21 protein-coding genes are annotated in these 21,296 nt (G+C 65.8%); 4 read left to right on the top strand and 17 right to left on the bottom strand.

Going from position 1 to position 21,296, the window contains the following annotated elements:
* The first annotated feature begins 109 nt into the window (after positions 1-109).
* Complete coding sequence (locus DJ029_RS16510) at positions 110-1,411, top strand: NAD(P)/FAD-dependent oxidoreductase (protein ID WP_232823108.1); 1,302 nt, start codon at positions 110-112, stop codon at positions 1,409-1,411.
* A gap of 109 nt (positions 1,412-1,520) precedes the next feature.
* Entirely contained in the window at positions 1,521-2,546 is a 1,026-nt protein-coding gene (locus DJ029_RS16505) for a fatty acid desaturase (RefSeq protein ID WP_112323597.1), read from the top strand.
* A 6-nt stretch (positions 2,547-2,552) separates the two neighbouring features.
* Here DJ029_RS16505 and DJ029_RS16500 read toward each other — a convergent pair whose 3' ends face one another.
* From DJ029_RS16500 to DJ029_RS16440, 13 genes are all read right to left on the bottom strand, one after another.
* Positions 2,553-3,827, bottom strand: a complete 1,275-nt coding sequence (locus tag DJ029_RS16500) for an amidohydrolase family protein (RefSeq protein ID WP_112323596.1) — start codon at positions 3,825-3,827, stop codon at positions 2,553-2,555.
* Positions 3,827-4,771: an ABC transporter permease gene (locus tag DJ029_RS16495; RefSeq protein WP_112323595.1), complete on the bottom strand. Its 945-nt coding sequence runs from the start codon at positions 4,769-4,771 to the stop codon at positions 3,827-3,829. The genes DJ029_RS16500 and DJ029_RS16495 overlap by 1 nt, the downstream gene beginning before the upstream one ends.
* A gap of 3 nt (positions 4,772-4,774) precedes the next feature.
* Positions 4,775-5,824: an ABC transporter permease gene (locus DJ029_RS16490; RefSeq protein ID WP_112323594.1), complete on the bottom strand. Its 1,050-nt coding sequence runs from the start codon at positions 5,822-5,824 to the stop codon at positions 4,775-4,777.
* Positions 5,814-7,346, bottom strand: coding sequence for an ABC transporter ATP-binding protein (locus DJ029_RS16485; protein WP_112323593.1), 1,533 nt, complete (start codon positions 7,344-7,346; stop codon positions 5,814-5,816). Before DJ029_RS16485 ends, DJ029_RS16490 begins: the two co-directional genes overlap by 11 nt.
* Positions 7,347-7,349: 3 nt before the next feature.
* Positions 7,350-8,375, bottom strand: a complete 1,026-nt coding sequence (locus tag DJ029_RS16480; protein ID WP_112323592.1) for a BMP family protein — start codon at positions 8,373-8,375, stop codon at positions 7,350-7,352.
* Between the two features lie 125 nt (positions 8,376-8,500).
* Complete coding sequence (locus DJ029_RS16475; protein ID WP_112323591.1) at positions 8,501-9,118, bottom strand: glutathione S-transferase; 618 nt, start codon at positions 9,116-9,118, stop codon at positions 8,501-8,503.
* 79 nt (positions 9,119-9,197) lie between these two features.
* Entirely contained in the window at positions 9,198-9,602 is a 405-nt protein-coding gene (locus DJ029_RS16470; RefSeq protein ID WP_112323590.1) for a universal stress protein, read from the bottom strand.
* A gap of 54 nt (positions 9,603-9,656) precedes the next feature.
* Complete coding sequence (locus DJ029_RS16465; protein ID WP_112323589.1) at positions 9,657-10,409, bottom strand: SDR family NAD(P)-dependent oxidoreductase; 753 nt, start codon at positions 10,407-10,409, stop codon at positions 9,657-9,659.
* 4 nt (positions 10,410-10,413) lie between these two features.
* Positions 10,414-11,721 carry a histidinol dehydrogenase gene (gene hisD, locus DJ029_RS16460; RefSeq protein ID WP_112323588.1) on the bottom strand — a complete coding sequence of 436 codons (1,308 nt, stop codon included), beginning with the start codon at positions 11,719-11,721 and terminating at the stop codon, positions 10,414-10,416.
* 9 nt (positions 11,722-11,730) lie between these two features.
* A complete protein-coding gene (locus tag DJ029_RS16455) occupies positions 11,731-13,062 on the bottom strand; it encodes a TRAP transporter large permease (protein ID WP_112323587.1) in 1,332 nt (443 codons plus the stop codon).
* An 8-nt stretch (positions 13,063-13,070) separates the two neighbouring features.
* Positions 13,071-13,586 carry a TRAP transporter small permease gene (locus tag DJ029_RS16450; RefSeq protein WP_112323586.1) on the bottom strand — a complete coding sequence of 172 codons (516 nt, stop codon included), beginning with the start codon at positions 13,584-13,586 and terminating at the stop codon, positions 13,071-13,073.
* A 116-nt stretch (positions 13,587-13,702) separates the two neighbouring features.
* Positions 13,703-14,842 carry a TRAP transporter substrate-binding protein gene (locus DJ029_RS16445; protein WP_112323585.1) on the bottom strand — a complete coding sequence of 380 codons (1,140 nt, stop codon included), beginning with the start codon at positions 14,840-14,842 and terminating at the stop codon, positions 13,703-13,705.
* A gap of 21 nt (positions 14,843-14,863) precedes the next feature.
* Positions 14,864-15,049 (bottom strand): hypothetical protein, encoded by a 186-nt coding sequence (locus tag DJ029_RS16440; RefSeq protein WP_112323584.1) that lies wholly within the window; start codon positions 15,047-15,049, stop codon positions 14,864-14,866.
* Positions 15,050-15,243: 194 nt separating this feature from the next.
* Between DJ029_RS16440 and DJ029_RS16435 the strand changes: the two genes are divergently transcribed.
* Positions 15,244-16,284 (top strand): LacI family DNA-binding transcriptional regulator, encoded by a 1,041-nt coding sequence (locus tag DJ029_RS16435; protein WP_112323583.1) that lies wholly within the window; start codon positions 15,244-15,246, stop codon positions 16,282-16,284.
* Between the two features lie 28 nt (positions 16,285-16,312).
* Here DJ029_RS16435 and DJ029_RS16430 read toward each other — a convergent pair whose 3' ends face one another.
* The 4 genes from DJ029_RS16430 to DJ029_RS16415 all read right to left on the bottom strand — a co-directional run bounded on the left by DJ029_RS16430 (position 16,313) and on the right by DJ029_RS16415 (position 19,780).
* On the bottom strand, positions 16,313-16,846 hold the full coding sequence (locus DJ029_RS16430) for a cysteine dioxygenase family protein (RefSeq protein ID WP_112323582.1): 534 nt from the start codon (positions 16,844-16,846) through the stop codon (positions 16,313-16,315).
* A 25-nt stretch (positions 16,847-16,871) separates the two neighbouring features.
* Complete coding sequence (locus DJ029_RS16425) at positions 16,872-17,168, bottom strand: antibiotic biosynthesis monooxygenase family protein (RefSeq protein ID WP_112323581.1); 297 nt, start codon at positions 17,166-17,168, stop codon at positions 16,872-16,874.
* Positions 17,169-17,289: 121 nt separating this feature from the next.
* Entirely contained in the window at positions 17,290-19,173 is a 1,884-nt protein-coding gene (locus tag DJ029_RS16420) for an SLC13 family permease (protein ID WP_112323580.1), read from the bottom strand.
* Between the two features lie 178 nt (positions 19,174-19,351).
* Entirely contained in the window at positions 19,352-19,780 is a 429-nt protein-coding gene (locus DJ029_RS16415) for a MarR family winged helix-turn-helix transcriptional regulator (protein ID WP_232823107.1), read from the bottom strand.
* A gap of 89 nt (positions 19,781-19,869) precedes the next feature.
* Here DJ029_RS16415 and hmgA point away from each other — a divergent pair, with 89 nt between their 5' ends.
* Positions 19,870-21,231 (top strand): homogentisate 1,2-dioxygenase, encoded by a 1,362-nt coding sequence (hmgA, locus tag DJ029_RS16410; protein WP_112323578.1) that lies wholly within the window; start codon positions 19,870-19,872, stop codon positions 21,229-21,231.
* Positions 21,232-21,296: the final 65 nt, after the last annotated feature.

Raw genomic sequence — 21,296 nt, 5'->3', positions numbered from 1 at the left:
ATTTCCCGCGCTTTCTATTCAGCTTTCCCAATGGCGCGCCGCGATTGACAGGGCAAGCGGCGGGCTGAATTCTGGTGGGAACTCGCTTTTTGATCCGAAGGCCATGACCATGACTCCGCTTGCCCATGATGTGCAGCACCCGCTTTGGCGCGACACCGCGCCCGCGGGGGAGGATCACCCGCCGCTGAGCGGCGACCACCGCGCGGATGTGACCGTGATCGGGGCCGGGTTCACCGGCCTGCGCGCCGCCCTGATGCTGGCGGAGGCAGGGACGCGCGTCATCGTGCTGGACGCGGGCGATGTCGGCTACGGCGCGTCCGGGCGCACCGGGGGGCAGGTCAACCCGATGCTGCCCTTCAACACCCCGAACCGGCTGCGGGCGCTGCTCGGCCCGGTCTATTTCGAGCGCCTGGCGCAGACCTCGCTCGGGTCGGCGGACGAGCTTTTCGCCTTGATCGAGAGGTACCGGATCGATTGCCAGCCGCGTCAGAACGGGTGGCTCAGGGTCCTGCATTCGCCGCGCGCGCTGAAGGAGGCGCGCGCCGGAATGGCCGCCTGGAACGCCTTTGGCGCCGGGATGGAGGAGGTGGACGGCGCCACGCTCGCCAAGCTTTCCGGGACGACGGCGTATCGCGCGGGGGTGCTGACGCCCCGGGGCGGCGCGGTGCAGCCGCTGGCCCTGGCCCGCGGGCTGGCGGAGGCCGCGAAAAGCCGGGGCGCGGCGATCCACGGCCAAAGTGCCGTCACTACGCTGGAGCGCCGCGACGGCGCGTGGCATGTGCGCACCGCCCGGGGCGCGGTCACCTCGGACTGGGTGATCGTGGCGACGAACGGGTATACGGGCGGGCTGATCCCGACGCTGCCCCGCTCGATCCTGCCGGTGACGCCTGCGCAGATCGCGACCGATCCGCTGCCGGACGAAGTGATCTCGTCCATCCTGCCGGGCGGGCACACCATCTCGGACAGCCGCCGCATCATCATGTATGCCCGGCGCGAGCCTGACGGGCGGATGATCTTCGGCGGGCTCGGGCAGCGCGGGCGCGACGGGCGTGTTGGCGGCTTCGACTGGCTGGCGCGGGACGCGGCGCGGGTGTTTCCGCAACTCGCCCAAGTGCGCTGGCGCTATCGCTGGAGCGGCGTCATCGCGCTGACGGACGATCATCTGCCCCATCTGCATGAGCCGGAACCGGGCCTTCTGGCCGGTCTCGGCTACAACGGGCGGGGCGTTGCGATGGCCAATGTCATGGGCCGCGTCATGGCCGAGCGGGTGCTCGGCGCGGCGCCCGAGACGTTGCCCTTCCCGCTGTCGCCGATCCGCGCGATGCCCCTGCGCGGCGCGCGGATCGCCGGAATGGGCTCCGCGATCAAGGTGTTGCGGCTTTTGGACAGGCTTGAAACACGCCCCGGATGAGCCCACCCGGCCGCCTGCACGGCCCGCAGGTTTTTTCCCCGGATCCGCCTTTTTCCTTGCCATGAGGCAGAGGTGCTGTAACTGGAGCGGAAGATATAAACGGCAGGCCATGAAACACGAAGCATCGAGCACGTATGACGTGCCCCCGCGCGACTGGGTACGCATCCTGGCACGCTACCGCGATCCGAGCACGCTCCGCAGTTGGTGCGAGCTTGTTATCACCCTCGGCCCGTTCATCGGCCTCGGGGCACTGGCGCTCTGGCTGGTGCCGACGCTGCCTGTCGTGTCGCTTCTGCTCTCGGTCTTGAACGCGGGTTTCCTGCTGCGGATGTTCATCATCCAGCATGACTGCGGCCATGGCTCCTTCTTTGCCAGTCGGCGGCTGAACGACTGGGTGGGCCGTGTGTTCGGCATTTTCACCCTGACGCCCTATGACGTCTGGCGGCGCACCCACGCGATCCACCACAGCCATTCGGGCGACCTGGACCGGCGGGGCATCGGCGATGTCCTGACGCTGACGACAGAGGAATACGCCGCCCGCCGCCCGCTGGAGCGCCTGATGTACCGGACCTATCGCCACCCGCTGGTGATGTTCGGGCTTGGGCCGGGCTACCTGTTCATGTTGCAGAACCGCCTGCCGCTGGGGCTGATGGGGCAGGGGCGGCGCTATTGGATCAGCGCGATGGCGACGAACCTGGCGATTGCGCTCATCGTGGCCGCGGTGATCGCGACGACCGGTCTCGCCGGGCTGCTGCTGGTCGTCTTGCCCACGACGCTTGTCGCCGCGTCAATCGGGGTCTGGCTGTTCTACGTCCAGCACCAGTTCGAGGACACACACTGGAACCACACCCCGGACTGGCAGTTGCACGAGGCGGCGCTGCACGGCAGTTCGCACTACGATTTGCCGCCGGTTCTACGCTGGTTTTCTGGGAACATTGGGATCCATCATGTGCATCACCTCTATTCGCGGATTCCCTTCTATCGCCTGCCGGACGTGTTGCGTGACCATCCGATCCTTGCGGAGCATTGCCGGATGACCCTGCGTCAGAGCCTGTCCTGCGCGCACCTCGACCTTTGGGATCACAAGCGGCGGCGGCTGGTTTCCTTCGCGACCGCGCGCGCCAACGCCGCCTGAGACCTGTCAGGCGCGGTGACGCCGCACCACCTTATCGGGGCGTCCGGGCAGGTTCAGCGCCGCGTCCGCGCGGGCTGAGCGGGTGATGACCTTTCCCTTTGCGATCACCGCCAGGCGGTTTGCGCGGCTGCGCACCGCTTCGATCGGGTGGCCCGCGTCCAGCACGACGAGCGAGGCTTTCGCCCCCACCTTCAGCCCGTAATTACTCAGCCCCATGGTCTTGGCGTTATGCGTCGTCACCATGTCGAAACAGGTCTTCATCTCTTCTGGGCTGGTCATTTGCGCGACATGCAGCCCCATGAAGGCCACATCCAGCATGTCGCCGGTGCCAAGGCTGTACCAGGGGTCCAGCACGCAATCCTGCCCCCAGCCGACGTTGATACCCATGGCCAGCATTTCCTTCACGCGGGTCAGGCCGCGCCGCTTTGGATAAGTGTCATGCCGCCCTTGCAGGGTGATGTTAATCAGTGGGTTGGGAATGGCGTTGATCTCTGCCTCCGCGATCAGGGGCAGGAGTTTCGAGACATAGTAGTTGTCCATCGAATGCATCGAGGTCAGATGCGACCCCGCCACCCGGCCCTGAAGACCAAGGCGCTGCGTCTCATATGCCAATGTTTCGATATGGCGGGAGTTCGGATCGTCCGTCTCGTCGCAATGCAGGTCCACGGGCAGGCCACGCTCGGCCGCGATCTCGCAAAGTTCGCGCACCGAGGCGGCGCCGTCTTCCATCGTCCGCTCGAAATGGGGGATGCCACCGACCACGTCCACGCCCATGTCCAGCGCGCGCAGCGTGTTCGCCCGCGCGGTGGGGTCGCGGTAGAAGCCGTCCTGGGGGAAGGCGACCAGTTGCAGGTCGATGTAGTCCTTCACCTTGTCCCGCACATGCAGCAGCGCCTCGACCCCCAGAAGCCGGTCGTCACAGGTGTCCACGTGGCTGCGGATCGCCAGCAGGCCCAGGCTGGCGGCCCAGTCGCAATAATCCAGCGCGCGGGCGACCACTTCGTCCTGGGTCATGACCTGCTTCAGCTCGCCCCACAGGCCGATGCCTTCCAAAAGCGTGCCCGAGGCGTTGATGCGCGGCTTGCCGTAGGACAGGGTCGCGTCCATGTGGAAATGCGGGTCCACGAAGGGCGGGCTGACCAGGTCGCCGGCGGCGTCGATCACATCACCAGCCTCGGCCGTGCCAAGGTCCTCGATCGCGGTGATTGTTGCGCCCTTGATGCCGATGTCGGCTTGCCGCCCGTCGGGCAGGGTGCCGCCCTTCACGATCAGATCGAACATCAACGCTCTCCTTTATTGAACGGGACCATCAGGGCGGCGGGCACCTGGGCGCGGCGCGACATCAGGATCAGCGCCAGGATGGACAGGATATAGGGCATCATCAGGAAGATCTGGTAGGGGATATCCGCCCCGAATTCGGTTTGCTGTACGCGGATCTGCAGGGCGTCGAAGGCCGCGAACAGCACCGCGCCCAACAGCGCCTTGCCCGGCATCCACGAGCCGAATACGACCAGCGCGATGCAGATCCAGCCGCGCCCGTTGACCATCTCGAAGAAGAAGCTGTCAAAGGCGGACATGGTCAGGAACGCGCCGCCCATCGCCATGAAGCCGGAGCCCACGATCACCGCGCCCATGCGGATCGCCGTGACCGAAAGCCCCTGCGCGGCGACGGCGGCGGGGTTTTCACCCGCGGCGCGCACCGCGAGGCCAAGGGGCGTGCGGAACAGGATCAGGCTGACGGCCAGCACCAGCACGAAGGCGAGGTAGGTGAACGGTGTTTGCGAGAACAGCGCCGGGCCAACGAGGGGCAGGTCCGACAGGACCGGGATCTCATAGGGCTGGAACGCCGTGATCTTGGGCGGGCTCGTCACCTCGGGCAGGGCCAGACGATAAGCGTAGTAGGTGGAGGAGGTGGCCAGCAGCGTGACCCCAAGGCCGACGACATGCTGGCTCAGCCCGAAGGGCACCGTCAGGATCGAATGCAGCAGGCCGAACAGCATGCCCACCCCCATGGCGACGGCCACGCCCATCCACAGGCCGGTCCCGGAATAGACCGCCATCCAGCCCGCGAAGGCCCCGGCGACCATGATCCCCTCGATCCCGAGGTTCAGCACACCGGCTCGCTCGCAGATCAGCTCACCCAAGGTACCAAGGATCAGCGGCGTCGCGATGCGGATCGCGGCGGCCCAGAAGCTGGCGGTGAAAAGGATTTCAAGGATTTCCACCGTCTACCCCCTTACCACGCGGAAGCGTGTCAGCAGGATCGCCAGCACCATCAAAAGCAGCGCTGTCGCCAGCATGATGTCCGCCAGGTAGGTCGGCACACCGGCCGCGCGGCTCATGCTGTCCGCGCCAACGAAGATGCCCGCGACGAACAGCGCCGAGATGACGACGCCGAGCGGATTGAGCAGCGCCAGCATCGCCACGATGATCCCGGTGTAGCCATAGCCCGGGCTCAGATCGAGCGTCAGGCTGCCCTTCAACCCCGAGACTTCGGAGAAGCCCGCCAGCGCCGCCAACCCGCCCGACAGAAGCGCGGTCTGCAACAACACCCGGTTGACCGGGATGCCGGCGAAAGCCGCCGCCTCGCGGTTCAAGCCCACGGCGCGCATTTCATAGCCGAGGGTGGTTCGGGTCTGGATCACCCAGACGCAGAGCGCCGCGATCAGCGCCAGCGCAAAGCCCCAGTGCAGGCGCAACCCCTCGACGATGCGGGGCAGGCGCGCCTCTGGCAGGACGCGGGCGGACTTCGGCCAGCCCATGCCCATCGGATCCTTCAGCGGGCCCTCCAGCAGCATGGAGATGAACAGCAGGAAGATGAAGTTGAACAGCAGCGTCGTGACCACCTCGTCCACGCCGAAGCGCACCTTGAGGATGGCCGGGACCAGCAGCAACAGCGCCCCGGCGATCACTGCAAGCAGCGCCAGAAGCGGCAGCATCGAATAGGCGGGCAGGGCGAGCATCCCGGTGCCGAAAACCACGGTGACCAGTGCGCCGCCGTAAAGCTGCGCCTCGGCCCCGATGTTCCAGAACTTCGCGCGGAAGGCGACGGCCACTGCCAGCCCGGTGAAGATCAGCGGCGTGGCCCGGTTCAGCGTTTCCAGGATCGCGAATTGCGAGCCGAACGCCCCCTTCAGGATCAGCCCAAGCACGGAAAACGGGTTCGCCCCCGCCACCATCGCCAGCAGCGAGGCGATGACCACGGTCGCGCCTAGCGCCAGCGCGGGCGGGCCGAGGCGGCGCGCGATGCCCGGATTTTCGATCGGTTCAAGACGCATCGGCGAAGCCCTGTCCGGCCATCCAGATCCCAAGCTCCGCCGGGGATTTCTGCCCCCGCGCGAACCCCGGTGACAGCCGCCCTTCCGAGATGACGTGGATCACGTCCGACAGGCGCGTAATCTCGTCCAGATCCTCGGAAATCAGAAGCACCGCCGCACCGCGATCCCGCGCCGCGAGCAGCTGGGAATGGACGTAGTTCACCGCGCCGATGTCCAGGCCCCGGACCGGCTGGTTGGCCAGGATGATCTGCGGCGCCGCCTCCAGCACGCGGCCAAGGATCAGTTTCTGCATGTTGCCCCCCGACAGCAGGCGGATGCGGGTATCCGCCCCCGGACAGCGCACGTCATACTTCTGGATGATCTCGTCCGCAAACCTCCGCGCCGCGCGCCAGTTGAGCCAGCCGTGGCTGCTGAAGGGCGTGCCCTTGTAACGCTCCAGAATGGCGTTCTCAGTCAGGTCGAAGTCGGAAATCGTGCCGGTCTTGTGCCGGTCCTCGGGGATGCGCGCGATGCCGCGCCTGACCGCGTCGCGCGGGGTCCAGGCGGTTGGGGGCGCATCGTTCAGCACAAGTGTGCCTGAGCCTGGTTTGCGCTGCCCGCCCACCACCTCGGCCAGGGCGGCCTGGCCGTTGCCGGACACGCCCGCCAGGCCTAGAATCTGGCCCGCGCGCAGCGAAAGCGTCACGTCCTTCAGGCCCGGCGCGTTGCCGATATTGGGGGTCGAGACGCCGCGCAACTCCATCAGGGCGCGCCCCGGTTCTGTGCGCGACACCTCGGGGGCGCGGGCCTCGGCGCCCCCCATCATCATGGCCGAAAGCGCGGATTTGTCGGTATCCTCGGTCGCCACCTCGCCCACCAGCCGCCCGTGGCGCAGCACCACGACGCGGTGGGCGATGGCCATCACCTCGTGCAGCTTGTGCGAGATGAAGATGATCGACAGCCCGCTGGCCACCGCCTGGCGCAGGGTGGCGAACAGGTCGTCGGTTTCCTGCGGGGTCAGAACGGCGGTCGGCTCGTCCAGGATCAGCACCTTCATGTCGCGATACAGCGCCTTCAGGATTTCCACGCGCTGACGCTCGCCCACGCTCAGGCTGCCGACCCGCGCGTCGGGGTGGACCGCAAGGTGGAACCGCTCCGCCAGGTCCAGGATCCGCTTGCGTGCCGCCGCCCGGTTCAGGCCCGGGGCCAGCAGCGGATCGACGCCGAGCGTGATGTTTTCCTGCACGCTCATGTTGTCGGCAAGGGTGAAATGCTGGTGCACCATGCCCACCCCCGCTTCCAGCGCGGCGCGGGAATTGCCCGGGGGCAAGGTCTGACCCATCACCGCGACAGAGCCGCTGTCAGCGGTGTACTGGCCGAAGAGGATGTTCATCAAAGTCGTCTTGCCCGCGCCGTTCTCGCCCAGGAGGGCGATCACCTCACCCTTGCGCAAGGACAGGCTGATCGCGTCGTTCGCGACCAGCCCGCCGAAGCGTTTGGTAATGGCGTCGAGGCGCAGGACAACGTCCGTTCCCGCGCCCATGGGTCAGGACGATTTCGGTTCTTCGTCGTTGATCTCGACCGTGAAGTCGCCCGACATGATCTCGTTCGCGCGTTGCTGGACCATGTCCAGCGCCTCCTGCGGGATCTTGCCCTCGAAGGTGCCCAAGGGGGCGAGCGAGGTGCCGCCTTCCTTCATGAAGGAATAGACGCCGTAGTCGGCCGCGGTGAAGTTGCCGTTCTGTACCGCCGTGATCGCCGCATCGAGCGTCGGCTCGAAGTGCCAGAGCGCGGAGGCGACGACCGTGTCGGGATACTCGGCCTGTGTGTCGATCACGTTGCCGATGGCGAGGATGCCCTTTTCCTTCGCCGCGTCCGAAACGCCAAAGCGTTCGGCGTAAAGGATGTCGGCGCCGTTCTCGATCATCGCGAAGGCGGTTTCCTTCGCCTTGGGCGGATCGAACCAGCTGCCGATGAAGCTGACCTGGAAGGTGATGTCCGGGTTCATTTCCCGCGCCCCGGCCATGAAGGCGTGCATCAGGCGGTTCACTTCGGGGATCGGGAAGCCGCCGACCATGCCGATGTTGCCGTTCTCGGTCATCGCGCCGGCGATGATGCCCGACAGGTATGAGCCGTCCTGGATGTAGTTGTCGAACACCGCGAAATTCGGCAGTGCCGGATCTTCCTTGAAGCTGGAGCCCATGAGGAAGGCGACATCCGGGTACTCGGCCGCCACCTCGCGCGCCTCGGCTTCCGCGCCGAAGACTTCCCCGACGATCAACTGGTTGCCGGCTTCGGCATACTCGCGCATCACGCGGGCATAGTCGGTGTTGGACACGTTTTCCGAGAAGTCGTAGACGATATCGCCCCGCTCCTGTGCGATCAGCGCGGCCTTGTGGATGCGGCTGACCCACTGCTGTTCCACGGGCACGGTGTAGATCCCGGCGACCTTGATCGGCTCCTGCGCGATGGCGCGGGTCCGCCCGAGCGGCCCGGCCAGAAGTGCTGCGGTTGCGGCCGTGCCAAGGAAGCCGCGGCGGCTCAGCTTGAGAGGCGGTGTGGAAATCTTCATGTCGGTGTCCCCCTGCGTGGTTCCCGATGAAGGTGCATTGGATTTGATCAGTTGGTCAAGAAATGAATGCCCGGCACCCGTGTTGCACCGCCGATATGATCGTTTCCTGTGCAAAGGGGCCCTTGTCAGGGAAAGGGGCAGGGGGCGTCGCCCTCCACCCATGCCGGGTATTTCGTCATCACGCTGAGAAAGCGCGCCGATTCGAGGAACGCCTCGAGCCAGGCCTGCACGTTGGGCCAGGGCTGGACGTCGAACCAGTCCTTGTCTATGAAGGCGAACTGGCGCACGAAGGGCAGGATCGCGAAATCCGCCAGCGTGGGGCGGGGGAAGATCCACCCCTCGATCTGCCGGTCAAGGTCGGACAGGAAGGCGGCGGCCTCGGCCCGGGCGGCATCGGGGTCCGCGTCCGGGTAACGGCTGGCGTATTTCGTCCTGTCCAGCGCGCTTTTGAACGGCCCGTCGGCGCGCGCGATCCAGTCGTGCCCCTCGGCGGGCATCGCAAGCCACTGCTCGGGGTCATTGCGCCCAAGCGCCCAGAGCATGATGTCGAGGCTTTCGTCGATCACCCCCTCGCCGGTCCTCAGGCAGGGGACGGTCGCGCTGGGCGAGGTGTCGAGGAACGCCTGCGGCTTGTCGCGCAGCACCACCTCGCGCAGCTCGACCGCCTGGCGCGAGACGGACAGCGCCAGCCGCGCGCGGATGGCATAGGGGCAGCGGCGGAAGGAATAGAGGATCGGCGTCATAGTGGGCGGTCAGGTCTTTCTTTGCCGCCTGTCTAGCCGATCCTCCGCGCGGGATCAAAGCCGTGATCGGGCCGGGCGTTCAACGCAGCACATGCACCGAGCACTGGGCGTGGCGCACGATCCGCGCCGCCGTCGAGCCGAGGAAGATGTCCCGCATCCCCGGCTTGTGCGAGCCGACGATGATGCAATCGGCCCCGACTTCTTCCGCGTAATCCACGATTGCGCGGCCCGAATGGCCTTTCAGCATGACGCCTTCGACGTCCGGCCAGGGCGCGACGCGATCTTCGAGCGCCTGTTTCATGCTGTTGTAGGCCCTCGCCACCGCCTCTTTTGAGACATAGGCGCTGGCAGATCCCGGCATCGGTTCATAGACATGAACGCCGATGATGGTGCCATCCTTGGTCACCAACCTGCGCGCGACCTCGATGGCCTTTTCGCCAATCCCATGTTCGAGCGAGAGCGAAACGATGATTTTCCTGTACATGGCAGCTCCTTGGGCTGGAAAGAATGGGGCTGCCGGGGGCGTCCCCGGCAAGCGTCACTTCGCGGTGAACCCCCCGTCGACGAAAAGCACCTGGCCTGTGACATAGTCCGAGGCGGGGCTGCAGAAAAACATCAGCGGGCCGTTCATGTCGCTCGGCTCGCCGTTGCGCCCGATGCAGGTCTGATCGGCGTTGCGCTTTGCAAGTTCGGGGTTCGCAAAGACGGGTCCGGTCAGCTCGGTGCGGAAGAAGCCCGGCGCGACGGCGTTGGCGGTGATGCCGTGCGCCGACCACGCCTCGGCCATGGCGCGGGTCAATTGCTCGACGCCGCCCTTGGACGCGCCGTAGCTGATGCCGTTCGCAAAGGCGCGGCGGGACTGGAGAGAGGCGAAGTTGACGATCCGCCCCCAGCCCTTGGCCCGCATGCCCGGCACCAGCGCCTGCGCGAGGAAGAAGGGCGCGGACAGGTTCAGGTCCATCGTGCGGTCCCAATCATCGGGGGTGACGGCATCGGCGTGCTGGCGGGTGTTCAGACCCGCCGCATTGATCAGGATATCGGGCGGCCCGAAGGGGTCCGCCGCGTCCCGCGCGATCTGCGCCAGCGCTGCGCGGTCGCCAAGGTCGGCGACCACTGTGGCGGTCTGCCCGCCCGCTTCCGCCTGCCATTCCGACAGGCGGTCCGCGCGGCGGGCGATGCCGACGACCTTCGCCCCGTTGGCCGCCAGAAGGGTGGCGGCTGCCTGCCCCAGCCCGCTGCTGGCGCCGGTCACACAGGCGATCCGCCCGGAAACGTCGAACAGATCGCCCATAGTCTTACTCGACTCCCGACAGGTCGAAGGTTTCGTCGGGGAAGTACTTGTGCAGGCGCGCATCCGCGGTGCGGGCGTGCCCCTCCATTCCCTCGAGGCGGGAAATCCGCGCGGTGGCTTCCGCGACCGGCTTCGCCCCGTCGCGCGTGGCGCGCTGCCAGGTGACGATCTTCATGTATTTGTGCACCGAAAGCCCGCCGGTGTATTTCGCGGATTGCGAGGTGGGCAGCACGTGGTTGGTGCCGGACGCCTTGTCGCCGAAGGCAACGGTGGTTTCCTCGCCCAGGAAGAGCGAGCCGTAGCATTGCAGGCGGTTCAGCCACCAATCCAGGTCTTTCGCCTGTACGGTCAGATGCTCGGGAGCATATTCGTCCGAGGTCGCTGCCATATCCTCGCGGTTGGCGCAGACGATCACCTCGGCATAGTCGCGCCAGGCGGCCTCGGCGTTCTTGCGGTTCAGCTCGGGCAGGTCCGCGATCAGGCCGGGGACCAGTTCCATCACCTTTTCGGCCAGCGGGCGGTTGTCGGTGACCAGCCAGACGGGCGAGTTGTAGCCATGCTCTGCCTGGCCGACCAGGTCAGTGGCGACAATGAAGGGATCGGCGGTCTCATCCGCCAGGATCAGGCTGTCGGTCGGGCCCGCGATCATGTCGATGCCCACGCGCCCGAACAGGATGCGCTTGGCTTCGGCCACGAACTGGTTGCCGGGGCCGACAAGGATGTCGGCCTTCGGCAGGCCGAACAGCCCGAAGGTCATCGCGGCCACGCCCTGAACGCCGCCCATGGACAGGATCTGCGTCGCGCCGCACAGGTTCGCGGTGTGGATGATCGCCGGCGCGATCCCCTCGCCCGGGCGGGGCGGCGAGCAGGCCACGATGTGCTTGCAGCCCGCCACGGAGGCGGTCGTCACGGTCATGATCGCGCTGGCGATATGGCTGTAGCGCCCGCCGGGGATGTAGCAGCCCGCCGCCTGGCAGGGGATCGCCTTCTGCCCGGCGACCAGGCCGGGCACGATCTCCAGCTCGACATCGTGCATGGTTTCCTTCTGCGCTTCGGCAAAGCGGCGCACGTTGTCATGGGCGAAGGCGATGTCGTCCTTCAGCTTCTGGGGCACCTTGGCCGAGGCGGCGGCGATATCCTCGGCGCTCAGCAGGACGGGGCCGTCGTACTTGTCGAACTTTGCCGCGTACTCCATCGCGGCGGCGTCTCCGCCGGCCTCAATCGTGTCGAGGATTGTTTGCACGGTGTCATGCACGTCGCTTGCGCCCGATTGCGAGGTCAGCGTCGCTTTCTTGAGATACTCTCGTTTCATGTCAGTACCTTACCTTAGGTTTTCAGGAAGCATCGTGAGCGAGATCGCCGGGATGTAGGCGATCATCAGGGTCACCACGAGCATGAAGAAGACGAACGGCCCCACCCGAGAGGCGATCCGCAGGACCGACTCGCCCGTGATGCCGGACACCACGAACAGGTTCAGTCCCAGCGGCGGCGTGATGAAGCCCACGCCAAGGGCCGTGATCATCATGATGCAGAACTGAATCTCATGCATTCCGATGCTGTCGGCCAGCGGCTTCAGGATCGGCGCCAGGATCACGATGTTGGGTGTCGTTTCCATCACGCAGCCCGCCGCGATCAGGATGCCGACCATCAGCAGCGTCAGGATGTAGGGATTCTCCGTCAGCGCCGAGACCGAGGCGACGAAGCCCTGCGGTACGCCCAGGATCGCCAGCGCCTGCGCTAGCGGCAGGGAAAAGGCGATGATCGGCAGGATGACCCCGTTCACCTTGGCAGAGCTGATCAGCATCGCGGGGAAGTCGGAAAACTTCAGCGTGCGCAGGATGAAGCCCAGTATGATCGTGACGATCACGGCGGTCGCGCCCGCCTCCGTCGGGGTCAGCCTGCCCGAGAAGATGCCGTAGAAGATGATCCCCGGCACGAGGAACGCGTACCAGCCGTCGGCGACGGTGCGCCCCAGGTTGGAGGCCCACTCGCCCATGCTCATCGCCTCGCCGCCCTCGTAGGCGTAGATGCGGTTGACGATCAGGTTGGTGACAAGGATTGACACCAGGATCGCGATCCCCGGGATCAGCGCCGCGATGAACAGCGTCGAGGCGGAAATCCCGAGCACGAGCCCGATGATGATATAGGCGATGGAGGGCGGGATCAGCACGCCGGTACAGGCCCCCGAGGCGACCAGCGCACAGGCATAGGGGCGCGGGTAGCCCGACTCGACCAGCCGGTCGATGGTCATCCGCCCCACCGCCGCGGCCCCCGCCGCGTCCGAGCCCGAGATGGCCGAGAACATGCCACAGACCAGCACCGTGGCTGAGCCGAAGCCGCCCTTGGTCCAGCAGGTCAGCGCCTCGGCCACGTTCAGGAACTTTCGACTGAGCCCGGTGCGCACCAGCACGTCGCCGGTCAGGATGAACAGCGGCACGGCGGTCAGCGCGAAGGCATCGATGCCGTCGAACAGCGACTCGCCCACCAGCGACAGCGGCAGCGCGCCCGACAGCAGCAGCATGGCAATCGCGGCCGAGCCGATGGCGGCCCAGATCGGGATCGCCAGCGCGCAGAACAGGATGAAGATCAGGACGGGGATGTAGAAGTCCCATCCCAGTATGACGGTTTGTTCTTCAAGACTTGGAAAGAGCATGGCGAACCTCAGTCAAACAGCTTGTCGCCTTCGTACACGGGGCGACCGGACGCGAAGTCCTTGAAGTCCCGCAGAAGCGACTGGATGAGACGAAAAATCATGAGCGAAAAGCCGACCGGCACGGCCAGCAGGAACCAGACCATCGACACGCGAAGCCCGTGGCTGACAGAGCCGAATTCCCAGGACACCATGACGGTTTCAAACGACCAGTAGACCGCGATTACCGCGACCGCCAGCATCACCAGGTCCCCCAGGATATACAGCAGGGCCTTGGCGCGCGTGGACAGGTAGTGCATCAACACGTCGATGCGGATATGCGCCCGCTCGCGCACCGCCGAGGCGGCGCCGATCCAGGCGAGGTAGATGAAAGAGTAGCGCACGATCTCTTCGCCCCAGATCGACGAATAGGCGAAAACCTCGCGCCGGACGACTTCGACAAACATCGTGCCGACCAGCAGCACGTAGAAGAACAGAAGCGCCCAGCGTTCCGCGTTCCTGTTGAGAGCTGAAAGAAACCGATCCATCGGGTGCCCCCTTTCACAACGGATCCGTCCGCTGACGCCGCAAGGGCATCAGACGAGAGAGGGATCACAGGCGTTGAAAAAAGGCTGCCGGCGTTTCCGTCGGCAGCCTGGTGAGATCATGCGTCGTGGACGTAGTACTTGCCCATCGTGCCCGCCGCTTCCTCGAGCTTGGCGAAGACGTCCATGGACCCGGCCAGCTCTGTCTTGAAGCTGTCCCACTCGCTGCGCTGGTAGCCGCCCGCCTCTTTCCACTCGGCCAGCTGATCGTCGCTGAGGGTGTGGAATTCGACGCCGGACTTGCGCAGCTCGGCCATGGCGTAGTTCCGCGCCGAGGGCACCTTGGCGAGGTTCTGGTGCCCGGTGATTTCCGAGGCGACCATGATCCCGTCCTGCACGTCGGCAGGCATGGATTCGAACCATTCCAGGTTGCACGAGTACACCTGGCTGTCCGGCACCGCCTGGGTGAAGGTCACATGGCTCAGGATGTCCTTGAAGCCGAAGACGAACAGCGCGCCCACGGACGGGTCAAGCGCGTCGGCGACGCCCTGCTTGATCGCGGAGGGGGTTTCGCCCCAGGCCACCGGCGTCGGGTTCGCGCCGACCATCCGGTAGTATTGCTGAAGCATCTGCGAGCCGGGAACCCGGAACTTCACACCGGCCAGGTCGCCGGGCGTGATCACCGCGCCAGCGCCGCCCTTGCGGACCGCGACGACGCGCGGGTCGATCACGACGTAGAACAGCGGCTTGAAGCCCTTTTCTTCGACCTTCGTCTCGACCTCGGCCTTCCAGGCGTCGGAGTGGACCAGGTTGGTGAAGCGCTGGTTCGAGCCGCAGAAATACGGCATGTTGATCAGGTCCGCCGCGGGCGCGAAGGCCGCGAAGTTGGACAGCGAGTGCTGTGCAACCTGGATCGTGCCGCTCTGGACCTTCTGGACCAGCGCGCCGCCGGCGCCAAGCTGACCGCCGGGCGCAAGTTTCACGTAGACCTTGCCGTTGGTGGCGTTCTGGATGTTTTCCTTCAGGTCCAGCTGCATGATCGGATAACTGCGCGTCGCGCCCAGGACATAGGCGGTGGCGATGGTCATCGTGTGCTCGGCCGCGGCCTGGCGGTCCTGCTCTTCCTTGGCGGTCTGCGCGACGGCCTCGGTCGACCAGAGCGTCCCGGCGGCGCCCGCGACCATGGCCGTGGTGAAGGCCCCGGTGCTGGTCAGCTTCAGGAAATTCCGGCGTGCTAAGGATTTGAGTTCGTTTGTCAAAGTGTTCCTCCCAGGTGTGGATCAGTCGTTATTGTTGTTTTTTGCCTTGGCTTCCCGCACCAGGATTCCGGCGACGAAGAACAAGGCCGAGGTGGCCATCAGAAGCATTTCCGGCACATCGCCGAGAAACGATCCGCCGCCGAATGCCCCCATGGAGACGTTCGCGACGAACACGCAGAACAGGGCCACGGATATTGCCATATTCATGATAGCTTCTCCCCCTTTATCCGCCTCGGACGGGCGGTATTCTTGCAGTGTAAGCGCTTGCAGTCCTCAATGCAAGCGCTTACATTAAGCCGAGCGCGAAAAATCCGCGCGACCGGCCGCGAGATATCGTTGACTTGACCCGGCCAGTGTGGATGTCGGTCGGATGCGGAATTTCTGAAGGAACGGAACATCTCATGGTGCAGACAGCCCCGACGCTTCAGGACGTTGCCCGTGTTGCGAATGTTTCCACGGCGACGGTGTCGCGTTGCCTGAACACGCCCGCCCTGGTGGGCGAGGAGACGCGGCGCAAGGTTATGGCGGCGGTCACGGATCTTGGTTACTCGCCGAATTTCCGGGCGCGCGCGCTGGTTTCGGGGCGCTCGCACACCATCGGCGCGATCATTCCCACGATGGAGAACGCGATCTTCGCCCGCGGCATCCAGGCCTTCCAGGAGGAACTGGCGGATCACGGCTTCACGCTGCTGATCGCCAGCTCGTCCTACCGCGAGGATGTGGAGGAAGGCCAGATCCGCCACCTCGTGTCCCGCGGGGCAGAGGCGTTGCTGCTGATCGGGCACCACCGTGACCCGGTGAACTACCGCTTCCTTGAGCGTCAGGGCATCCCGGCGCTGGTGGCCTGGGTCTACGATCCGGACCAGCCGCAGATGTCGATCGGCTTTGACAACCAGTCCGCGATGACGGGCCTCGCGCGCGAGGTCATCGCCATGGGCCACCGCCGGATCGCCGCCATCTCGGCCCCGAGGGCGGCGAACGACAGGGCGCGCAACCGGATCGTCGGCATCTGCGACGCGATGGAGGAGGCGGGCCTCGACCCCGCCACGCTGGATATCGTCGAGGCCCCCTACGGCATCGAAACCGGGGCGGAGGCCTTCGCCACCCTGATGACCCGAGAGCCGCGCCCGACCGTGGTGATGTGCGGCAACGACGTTCTGGCCGCCGGCGCGCTGCGGCAGGCCACGCAAATGGGGCTGCGGGTGCCGGGCGATATCTCGATCACGGGATTCGACGACCTGGAACTGGCCACCCTGGTCGAGCCGCAACTGACCACCGTGCATGTGCCGCACCGCGAAATGGGGCGGCGCGCCGCCCGGGTGCTGGTGGCCCAGCTGGACGGGGGCGCCGCCGACGCCAGTATCGAGCTTCAGACGCGGCTTTGCCTGCGCGGCTCGCTCGCCCCGCCGCCGGACGGGGACGGCGGGGCCCTTGGGGGCTGAGGCCTGATTCCCGGCCGCGCCTAAGGTGTCAGTTGGAAAACCGCGCGCGCACGATGTCCATGTCGAGCTTCTGTTCGGTCAGGCCGCCCGGCTCCCACTCGCTGCGCTCGGCTTCGAAGAAGTCCCCGCCATAGACGTGCAGCGCGCCGGTCAGGCGCGGGATCGGGTTGGTCACCGAATGGATGATGTCCGGCCCCATCGGGCAGACATCCCCGGTGCTCAGCGCCTGCGCGCCCGCCGCCTCGATCAGCCCGTCGGGATGGTCCTTGATCCGCCGCCAGAAGATGTTGTCCTCGCGACCGCCGTAGATGCCGATGACCGCCCACATGTCGTGGTTGTGCGGCGGGATCGTGGTGCTGGGCTTCCAGGCGAGGTTGATGATCGTCAGGGTGCTGGACTGGTAGAGCGGGCGGATGCCGGGTTCCTCGGGCTCCCCGAGCGCGCGGAGCACCGCGTCCGGGTCGGACATGGCGCGCCTGACGATTTCCGCGACCGATTTATGCGTCGGGTCCCGGTCGACCGCCGTGCGGCAATCCTCGATGAACGTGTCCAGATCGAACATTCTGTGCTTCCTTTCCGCAGGTCCGTCAGGTGGAGACGAGGTCGTAGTGCTTGATCGTCCTGCTCTCGACCAACTCCGCCTCTTCGGGGGCGATGTGGGGGCTTTCATAGTCCTCGCCGACGAAGGCTTTCAGGGACTCGAGGTCCTTCCAGACCATGACGAAGCTGAATTCGCGCGGGCTTTCGGGCCGCGCCGCGCCCGGCAGCAGCGAGACGATGCCGTCGGTGGATTTCATCAGCGGGATGGCCGTTTCGTGAAAGAACGCGGCGAACGCGCGCTCTTTCCCGGGCCGCGCCACGACTTGAAAGATCCGCATGATCATAGCCCCGATCCCCCCTGGTTTCGGCCCCTGCCTGCGTGAATGCCCCGTCGCAGCGTCATTGCGCTGGCGGGAAGCCTAGCACGATCGGCCCGAAAAGTCTGCCGCACGGGGGCGGGGCGGCTCAGAACACCAGGTTCATCACGACGAGCGAGACGACCAGGAACAGGATCGTCATGATGCCGCCGCTCTTGATGAAGTCCGTCACCCGGTACCCCGCCGGCCCCATGATCAGCGCGTTCACCTGGTGCGTCGGGATCAGGAAGGAATTCGACGTCGATATCGCCACCGTCAGCGCGAAGATCGCCGGGTCCCCGCCCGCCGCCACGGCGATGGAGACGGCAAGCGGTACCAGCAGCACCGTCGCGCCGACATTGGACATGATCAGCGTGAAGACGGTGGCGAGGACCGCGATCCCGGCCTGCAGCGACCAGATCGGCCAGCCCTCCAGAAGGATAAGGATCCGCTCGGCGATCCAGGCGGCGGTGCCGGTCGTCTGCACCGCCTGTCCCAGCGGGATCAGGCTGGCCAGCAGGAAGACGGTGCTCCAACTAACGGCGCCGTAGGCCTCGTCTATGTCCAGCACCTTCGCCAGGATCATGCCGACCGCCCCGGTCAGCAGGCAGAGCGACAGGCGCAGGTCCGTGAACAGGATCAGGAAGATGGCGATGGCGAAGAACAGTAGCGCCCAGCCCACCTTTTTCGGGCGGAGCTCCTCGCGCGGAAAGTCGGTGGTGACGACCACGAAATTGCGGTCCCGGGTCAGCCGGGTCAGCGCATCCCATGTGCTGTGGATGACCAGCGTGTCCCCGGCAAGGAAGGGCACTTCGCCGACCTGCGTGGGTTTGTGATCCTCCGTCTCGACCAGGCTCATGGTTTCCTCACCCCGGTGGATCGCCAGCAGGCTGGCGCCATAGGTCTTGCGGAACACCAGGTCGTGGGCGCATTTGCCGATCACGGCAGAGCCGGGGGGGATGACCATCTCGGCGATGCCGGACTTGGTCGGCGCGTAATCCTCTGCAAAGACGTCGAGCGTGTCGTGCAGGATGAAGCCCTGCTCCTCGACCATGTGGCGGATGACCTTTTCGCGGCCCAGCACCGCCAGCCGGCAGGGGGCGGTAATCTTCGTCTGGATCACCGGGGCGAACCATGTCTTGCCCTGGTAGGCGCTGCCGATGATGTAGACGTGGTAGCGCTTCATCAGGTCGTCGAAGGTCAGCCCGACGCAAGGGTGCCCGGCGGGGATGGTGATTTCGAAGATGTCGGCTTTCAGCCCGTAGATCTGCTTCAGGTATTCCTTCAGCGACCGTGCGGAGGTGGCATCGCCGTCCGCCTGCTCGCCCGGCAGGACCCAGCGCCCGAAGATCATGAAGTAAAGGATGCCGGTGATCACCAGGCAGATGCCCACAGGGGTCACCGAAAACAGGCCGAAGGTCTGCATCTGCCCGGATTCGGGCAGCGATTGGTTGGCGACGAGGATCAGGTCGTTCAGCAGGATCAGCGGCGAGGAGCCGACCATCGTCATCGTCCCGCCGAGGATCGCGCAAAAGCCCATGGGCATCAGCAACCGTCCAAGCGGCAGTTCGGTGCGCACCGAGATCCGGCTGACGACCGGCAGGAACAGCGCCGCCGCGCCGACGTTCTGCATGAAGGAGGAGATGACGCCCACGGTGCCAGAGATGATCGGAACGATCCGCGCTTCCGTCTTGCCGCCGTGCTTCAGGATCAGCGCGGCGACCTTGCTCATCAGCCCGGTCTTGTCCAGCCCCGCGCCGATGATCATGACCGCGATGATCGACACCACCGCGTTGGACGCAAGCCCGTTGAACAACTGGCTGACATCGGCCAGCGAGCTGAGCCCCGGCAGCTGGCTGAGCAGCCCGAGCAGCACCATGACGAGGATGGCGGCGAAGTCGATGCGCACGATCTCGGACACGAACAGGACCACCGTGAAGGCCAGCAGGCCGAGCACCACGCTCATCGGCAACGTCAGGGCAAGTGTCTCCAAGTTCGCCGTCCTTCGCTGTCCCTCGGTAGCCGCCCCCGGGGTGCGGGGCGTGGCCCGGGCCCCGCTCAGGTTGCGTGCGGGGCATCTTGCATTCCTTCCTATAGCATATTCCGCTCGCCCGTGGGGCCCCGGTGTCTGGCGCGATGCCGGGGCAGCGCGGGGGCGGTCCAGGCGCGGGTCAGGAGCCGAAGTGCATCAGCTTCGCAAGGCTGCTGCGCAGATGGGCCTGTTCCTGCGGGGTCAGCACGGCGGTCAGCTTCGCCTCGCATTCTTCGGCGTCCACCTGCAGCGCGTCGAACACCCGCTTTCCGGCGCGGGTCAGGGACAGGACCTCGCGGCGGCGGTCGTCAGGGTCGGTGGTGCGCGACACGTAGCGCTTCGCCTGCAGGGCGGCGACGGCGCGGCTGACCTTGGTCTTGTGGATCGAGGCGCGCTCGCAGATCTGCTTGGCGCTCAACTCTCCGTAACAGCCGAGGTGGAACAGCACCCGCCATTCGGTGCGCAACATGCCGTAGCGGCTGCGATAGCGGGACTGGAACTCCCGGCTGGCGGCCTCCGCCGCCTGGTTCAGAAGGTATGGCAGGAAGTCGGGCAATGAAAACGCCAAGGCGGCTCCTTTCCGGGGACTCGGGGGCATTGTTAGTTACAAAAGCAACTGTTAGCGCTGGACACAACCCCAAACACCCGGAGGATCCCATGACTTTGCAAACAGCACCCTCGCAGATGGTCCAGGCCCCGTCGCTGGACGGTCCCCACGCCGGCTACATGCCCGGCTTTGGCAACGACTTCGAGACGGAGGCGCTTCCAGGCGCCCTGCCTCAGGGCATGAACAGCCCCCAGAAGTGCAACTACGGCCTGTACGGAGAGCAGCTTTCCGGCACCGCCTTCACCGCGCCGAGCCACCAGAACGAGCGCACCTGGTGCTACCGCATCCGCCCCTCGGTCAAGCATTCGGGGCGCTATGCGCGGATCGATCTGCCGTACTGGAAATCCGCGCCGCACGTGGTGGACGATGTGACCAGCCTCGGCCAGTATCGCTGGGACCCGCTACCCCACGCGGACCAGCCGCTGACCTGGCTGACGGGGATGCGCACCATGACGACGGCGGGCGACGTCAACACGCAGGTCGGCATGGCCAGCCATGTCTACCTGGTCACCGAATCGATGAAGGACGCCTATTTCTATTCCGCCGACAGCGAGTTGCTGGTCGTGCCGCAGGAAGGCCGGCTGAGGTTCTGCACGGAACTCGGGATCATCGATATCGAGCCGAAGGAAATCGCGATCCTGCCCCGCGGCCTCGTCTACCGTGTCGAGGTGCTGGAAGGCCCGTGCCGCGGCTTCGTATGCGAGAACTACGGCCAGAAGTTCGAGCTTCCGGGCCGTGGCCCCATCGGCGCGAACTGCATGGCGAACCGGCGCGACTTCAAATCCCCCGTGGCCGCGTTCGAGGACCGCGAGGTGCCCTCGACCCTGACGATCAAGTGGTGCGGGCAGTTCCACGAAACCGCGATCGGCCACTCGCCGCTGGACGTGGTGGCTTGGCACGGGAACTACGCCCCGGTGAAATACGACCTCAGGACCTATTGTCCGGTGGGCGCGATCCTTTTCGACCACCCGGACCCGTCGATCTTCACCGTCCTGACCGCGCCGTCGGGGCAGGCGGGGACGGCCAACATCGACTTCGTGCTGTTCCGCGAGCGCTGGATGGTGGCGGAAAACACCTTCCGCCCGCCCTGGTACCACAAGAACGTCATGTCCGAGCTGATGGGCAACATCTACGGCCAGTATGACGCCAAGCCGCAGGGCTTCATTCCTGGCGGCATGAGCCTGCACAACATGATGCTGCCCCACGGCCCGGACAAGAACGCTTTCGAGGGGGCCTCCAACGCGGATCTGAAGGCCGAGAAGCTGGACAACACCATGAGCTTCATGTTCGAGACCCGCTTCCCCCAGCACCTGACCGAATTCGCCGGGAAGGAAGCGCCGTTGCAGGATGACTACATCGACTGCTGGGACAGCCTGGAGAAGAAGTTCGACGGGACGCCGGGGATGAAATGATCGCCCGGGCCACGGTGGTGCAAGTCGTGTATCGTGGCCCGTATCCGACCAATGGAGGGGGCATC

It is taken from the genome of Oceanibium sediminis (assembly GCF_003265325.1).
Lineage (GTDB): Bacteria > Pseudomonadota > Alphaproteobacteria > Rhodobacterales > Rhodobacteraceae > Halovulum > Halovulum sediminis.
The sequence above is the reverse complement of the archived record's forward strand: the minus strand, read 5'-3'. Positions and strand labels throughout refer to the sequence as shown.